This window comes from uncultured Legionella sp. (assembly GCF_937871865.1).
Lineage (GTDB): Bacteria > Pseudomonadota > Gammaproteobacteria > Legionellales > Legionellaceae > Legionella.
The window spans coordinates 1-4,339 of the sequence record NZ_CALMPD010000262.1 but is presented as its reverse complement, the minus strand read 5'-3'; the positions used below and the strand labels follow the sequence as shown (position 1 = coordinate 4,339).

The following is a 4,339-nucleotide window of genomic DNA, read 5'->3' as shown; positions in this document are numbered from 1 at the left end:
AATAAATACCTCATTCAACATAAAGCAATAGCGTTGCTGGTTGCTGGTTGCTGGTAATTATCGCAATTTTTATGACCTTTAGATCACTTGATAGACTTTCAACAGGCCAGCAATGCACTGCTATTCTACATTTATTACTTTTAAAGAATTTAGATCCTTTGCTTATGGATCAACCGGAAGATAACCTTGATAATGCATTTATCGCGGAAAGAATAGTATCTGAACTACGATTAGCTAAAGTTGCCCGTCAATTTATATTTACTACACATAACGCAAACATCCCTATTTTCGGGGATGCAGAATGGATTGGCATATTGGAAAATGAAGACGGTCAGGCAGTTATGTCCACTGAATGTCAAGGTGCTATTGATTCCGCGTCAGTAAAAGAAAAAGCCGCCAAAATATTGGAGGGTGGCCGTGCAGCATTTAATCAAAGAAAGCTAAAGTATGGCTTTTAAAGGAATTCATTATAATGGAACATTCTATTCGTAAAAAAATTCAAACCTTTATGATTGCTTTATTAGGAATGTTTTTTTTCGGTTCTCTCTATGAGATAGATTTATTTTTAAATAATTACCCAGCTGTTCAATTTTATCTCTACCTTATAATCACTTTGCTCATATCTCCATTCTACATCTATTTAATCGTTAGGACAGTATGCCACTACTATTCCTGGGTTAGTAAACTTTTTAATAGTTTCTTCATGAAGCCTTTAGTATTCATAACAGGCTCTTTGTTATATACTTTTGCAAATGCCTTAACCTCTCAACTGATTCAATCCATTTTTTATTTACCCTCGTCCTCTTTTCCTGCAACAGTATTTTTCTTGAGTTTCGTTTTGTCATTATCAGCGGGGCTTTTTTTAGTTGGATTGCTTTTGTATGCCCTTTATATCCCTATGCAAATTCATAAAAAAGAATTCCAACTTAGAGCACTAGGAGTTCATGCCATTAGCCTCCTATGTATCATTTCTGGATGGATATGCATTCACAAGTTAATAACTGAGGATACATTAATAAAAAAATTAGCCCTTTATTTTGATTACAAGGATATGGATTCACTCTCGCTAACGTGCGAAAAGCTCCCAGCACATTCGAAAATTTTATTCTTAGATAGCGAATGGGTTTCAATTGTTTATAAAGACTCTTTCAATAAGCGCGTTAAACTTTCTACTCTAAACTGCGCTTAACCACAACAAAGTATTAATCCACGAAAAATATGAATGGAGAGGGAATTGCCTCTAATTTAATTTTTGGCTTTTTACTAGCACATCCATCAAGCCTCTATTGCTCTAGGCCAATATGCTCAAATCGAGAATTGTGTATCTAAAAAATAAGGTGCCATGTATGGAAATGTTCACTAAGCGCGCAATTTCTCCTATAGGACACTGTCTTAACATGATAATTTATTTAACTGGGGTATAACCAATTAAAAAGTAAAGGTAGTTTTTCCCAATAAACTTCCGGTGGCTCAAGCTCATAAATTTGATGTGCCAACATACCTTCCCAATCAGCAATTAAATCTGCTTTCCCAGCCATTGCATTAACTGATTCTAAAGTAGGAACCACAACTTTTTTAAAAGCGCATTTCTTCTCTAAAGCCGAAAATAATCGCTCACGATCTGGAGACCACCTTGAATCATCAAAAAGATGTATAATATCATATAGGTCTCTAGGTCTCATTCGCTCTACAAAAGCACGCAGTTTTTCTGCGAAAATTTCTTCAATACAATAAGTATTAATTTGATAATCAAAAGAGCTGTCACCATATGGATGGTAAATTGATTTTTTTACTGTCGGCTAGAATGAGTATGAAAACGTTTTAATAGACAACGTGACAATCGGCTACCACATGAATCTTCTACATCTGAGATTTGGCTTTTTATTTTATTGTATCGATAATATACCCTTGGTACCTAAGTTTTTAAACCAGCATAAGCCATTAAACAACGAAAAAAAAGTGATATTAAAGTTAATACTCCAACACTACTGCCCCAAATTGTTATAAGCCAGCCCAATCGTTTCCACCATAACGTTTTCATTAATGATATCCTTCATTTGAAGTTATTTTTCCGCGAAATACATAATAAGCCCAAGAGGTATAAACCAGAATAAAAGGAATAATTGCTAAAGCCCCCACAAGCGCAAACCCCATACTTTGATCCGGTGCAGCTACATCACGTATCGAAATATTAGGGGGAATAATATTAGGCCAAAGACACTTATCCACTTCCTCCTGCTCGCTCAAAAATTAATTTATAAAATCCTTGTAAAATATGTGCTCCAGTGTACGTAGACCCTGTTTTCGGACAACATTAGTTCCCTTTTGCATAATATAGTCGTCATTTTTACTCAAAAAACAGTTTTTATAATTTAAATCGATACATGAGAGAGCTTCCTGGAATTAGGAATAACAAATTTTAGCCAATTAAAAACCCAAATAATGCAAATTCAAACCATTATGTGCAAATAACACCCCATAAAGTTGACTGCAAACTGGGGTTACGTACACACCAGGTCTAATTGAATATTATAGTCTTTTAACCAGTAGCTATAGTTCGAAACGTTAAGTTAACTCTAGGGGTACAGTCTTTTTTTGTTGGTGGCAGTCGGTGAAGCCAATTACTTTGTGTTGTCCCTTTCATTACAAGTAAACTGCCATGCTGAAGAACTGTTGAAATCATTTCTTTTGTTTTTTTATGTTTAAATGAAAACTTTCTTTCTGCTCCAAAACTAAGTGAGCCTATTGCTCCATTTTTCTTTAAATCTCTTTCAGCATCACTATGCCAAGCCATACCTTCATTTCCATCATGGTATAAATTAAGAAGACAGGAGTTATAAGTTTCGCCACTTTCTTTTTCTACAATTGCTTTTAACTCATCAAGAATGGAAATCCATAGCTTTGCTGTTTTAGTTACTTTTGAATAGGTATATGTAAAAGGCTGGGTTGCGTACCATGCTACTTTACGTTTGGTAATTATCTTTTTTCCATAGATAATTGCTTCATCATTTTCCCATTGAATAGTCCTTATTAATGAATTATAAAACTCATTGGCTATTTCTGATGGCATAATAGAGCCATAATAATACACTGTACCTTCATAAGGTAGTAGATTATGTAATTGCCCATTTATTTGTTCGATAAGATCCATGCGCTATACTCTTTTTTCATACAATGACCGCAAGGTCGATAACCATTTTCTATCGCTTCTTCTTCAGTTTTAAAAAACACCCTATTTTCGCGTTTCATGCGTTTTCCTGACTTACAATCTAGCGTGCCATAGATTTTTAATTTAGAATGGCCTCCGAGTCGAATAGTGCCATTCTTTATTTCATTTGATAGCTCAGCATGAGCTATCTGGATATGTTTGATCATATTTAGCTCACTGCATCATGAAAAATAATTCCCATTGCACATCGTTGCCCACTTTTAACTTCACTTACTCCATGACGCATGTTTACTCGATAATATCCTCTTACTCCTTTTGCTGGGCGAAAATTAGTAGTGAATAGGATCATATCTCCAATGCCTGGTTTTATTACAATTGCTCTTGATTGGCATCTTGGAATTTGTTCGGTCATCACAAACTCGCCTCCTGTGTAATCAACCTCAGGATTACTTAAAAAACATGCTGCTTGAATAGGAAAGTATACCTCTCCATATAAATCTTGGTGTAAGGTATTATACCCACCCTTCTTATACTGAAGGATTAGAGGGGTTGGCTTTAACTGTCCGCTTTGATGACAAGCTAATTGCAGCTCTTCAAAGGTTTTTGGAAATTTCTTTTCAATTTGCAATAAATTCATCCATGAGTTGGCGATTGGTACAAGTTTGGGGTAGATTTTTTCGCGCAACGTTTGTATCAAATCAGGAAGCGGATAATCCCAGTACTTATACAGACCAAGGCCAAAACGATGACGTTCCATAACCACTGTTTTTCTGTAGCCTTTGATATTATCAAACTCATTGATTAAATATTGGCACTGTTCTTTATTTAAGAATCCAGGAATAATTGAATAGCCTTTTTCATTCAGATCATTACCAATTATTTGCCAATCAACATTGTTTATTTTATTCGTTATTTCAAACATCTATCTCTCCATCCTCGCAGCTTCCCAACCTATAATTGCTTTTTTCTTAGTTTCTCCCCAAAGGTAACCGCTTATTTTTCCGCTGCTTTGAATTACACGGTGACAAGGGATTAAAAAAGCAACAGGATTGCTCCCAATAGCCGAACCTACAGCCCGTGATGACCTCGGATTTCCAATATCTTGAGCAACATCACCACCCCCAATTTCAGGAAAGTTGTCGCCTCTGAATTAAATTAATTGTGGGAGGC

General features: G+C 35.5%; 9 protein-coding genes. 2 read left to right on the top strand and 7 right to left on the bottom strand.

Annotated features, from left to right (window positions below; translation table 11 throughout):
- Window positions 1-71: 71 nt before the first annotated feature.
- Both Q0495_RS14120 and Q0495_RS14115 read left to right on the top strand, forming a co-directional pair.
- A complete protein-coding gene (locus tag Q0495_RS14120; RefSeq protein ID WP_298627438.1) occupies window positions 72-458 on the top strand; it encodes a hypothetical protein in 387 nt (128 codons plus the stop codon).
- A gap of 14 nt (window positions 459-472) precedes the next feature.
- A complete protein-coding gene (locus tag Q0495_RS14115) occupies window positions 473-1,189 on the top strand; it encodes a hypothetical protein (protein ID WP_298627437.1) in 717 nt (238 codons plus the stop codon).
- A gap of 220 nt (window positions 1,190-1,409) precedes the next feature.
- On the opposite strand, the gene Q0495_RS14110 is transcribed toward Q0495_RS14115, so the two are convergent.
- The 7 genes from Q0495_RS14110 to Q0495_RS16855 form a co-directional block, all read right to left on the bottom strand.
- Window positions 1,410-1,781, bottom strand: a complete 372-nt coding sequence (locus Q0495_RS14110) for a nucleotidyl transferase AbiEii/AbiGii toxin family protein (protein WP_298627440.1) — start codon at window positions 1,779-1,781, stop codon at window positions 1,410-1,412.
- Window positions 1,782-1,915: 134 nt separating this feature from the next.
- Window positions 1,916-2,041, bottom strand: a complete 126-nt coding sequence (locus tag Q0495_RS14105) for a DUF2474 domain-containing protein (protein ID WP_298627435.1) — start codon at window positions 2,039-2,041, stop codon at window positions 1,916-1,918.
- Window positions 2,041-2,229, bottom strand: coding sequence for a cytochrome d ubiquinol oxidase subunit II (locus tag Q0495_RS14100; RefSeq protein ID WP_298627434.1), 189 nt, complete (start codon window positions 2,227-2,229; stop codon window positions 2,041-2,043). Before Q0495_RS14100 ends, Q0495_RS14105 begins: the two co-directional genes overlap by 1 nt.
- A gap of 310 nt (window positions 2,230-2,539) precedes the next feature.
- Window positions 2,540-3,151 (bottom strand): alpha-ketoglutarate-dependent dioxygenase AlkB, encoded by a 612-nt coding sequence (locus Q0495_RS14095; protein ID WP_298627432.1) that lies wholly within the window; start codon window positions 3,149-3,151, stop codon window positions 2,540-2,542.
- Window positions 3,130-3,375 (bottom strand): Ada metal-binding domain-containing protein, encoded by a 246-nt coding sequence (locus Q0495_RS14090; protein ID WP_298627430.1) that lies wholly within the window; start codon window positions 3,373-3,375, stop codon window positions 3,130-3,132. Before Q0495_RS14090 ends, Q0495_RS14095 begins: the two co-directional genes overlap by 22 nt.
- A 2-nt stretch (window positions 3,376-3,377) precedes the next feature.
- A complete protein-coding gene (locus Q0495_RS14085; protein ID WP_298627429.1) occupies window positions 3,378-4,091 on the bottom strand; it encodes a 2OG-Fe(II) oxygenase in 714 nt (237 codons plus the stop codon).
- Window positions 4,092-4,295 carry a methylated-DNA--[protein]-cysteine S-methyltransferase gene (locus Q0495_RS16855; RefSeq protein ID WP_367274435.1) on the bottom strand — a complete coding sequence of 68 codons (204 nt, stop codon included), beginning with the start codon at window positions 4,293-4,295 and terminating at the stop codon, window positions 4,092-4,094.
- Window positions 4,296-4,339 lie beyond the last annotated feature (44 nt).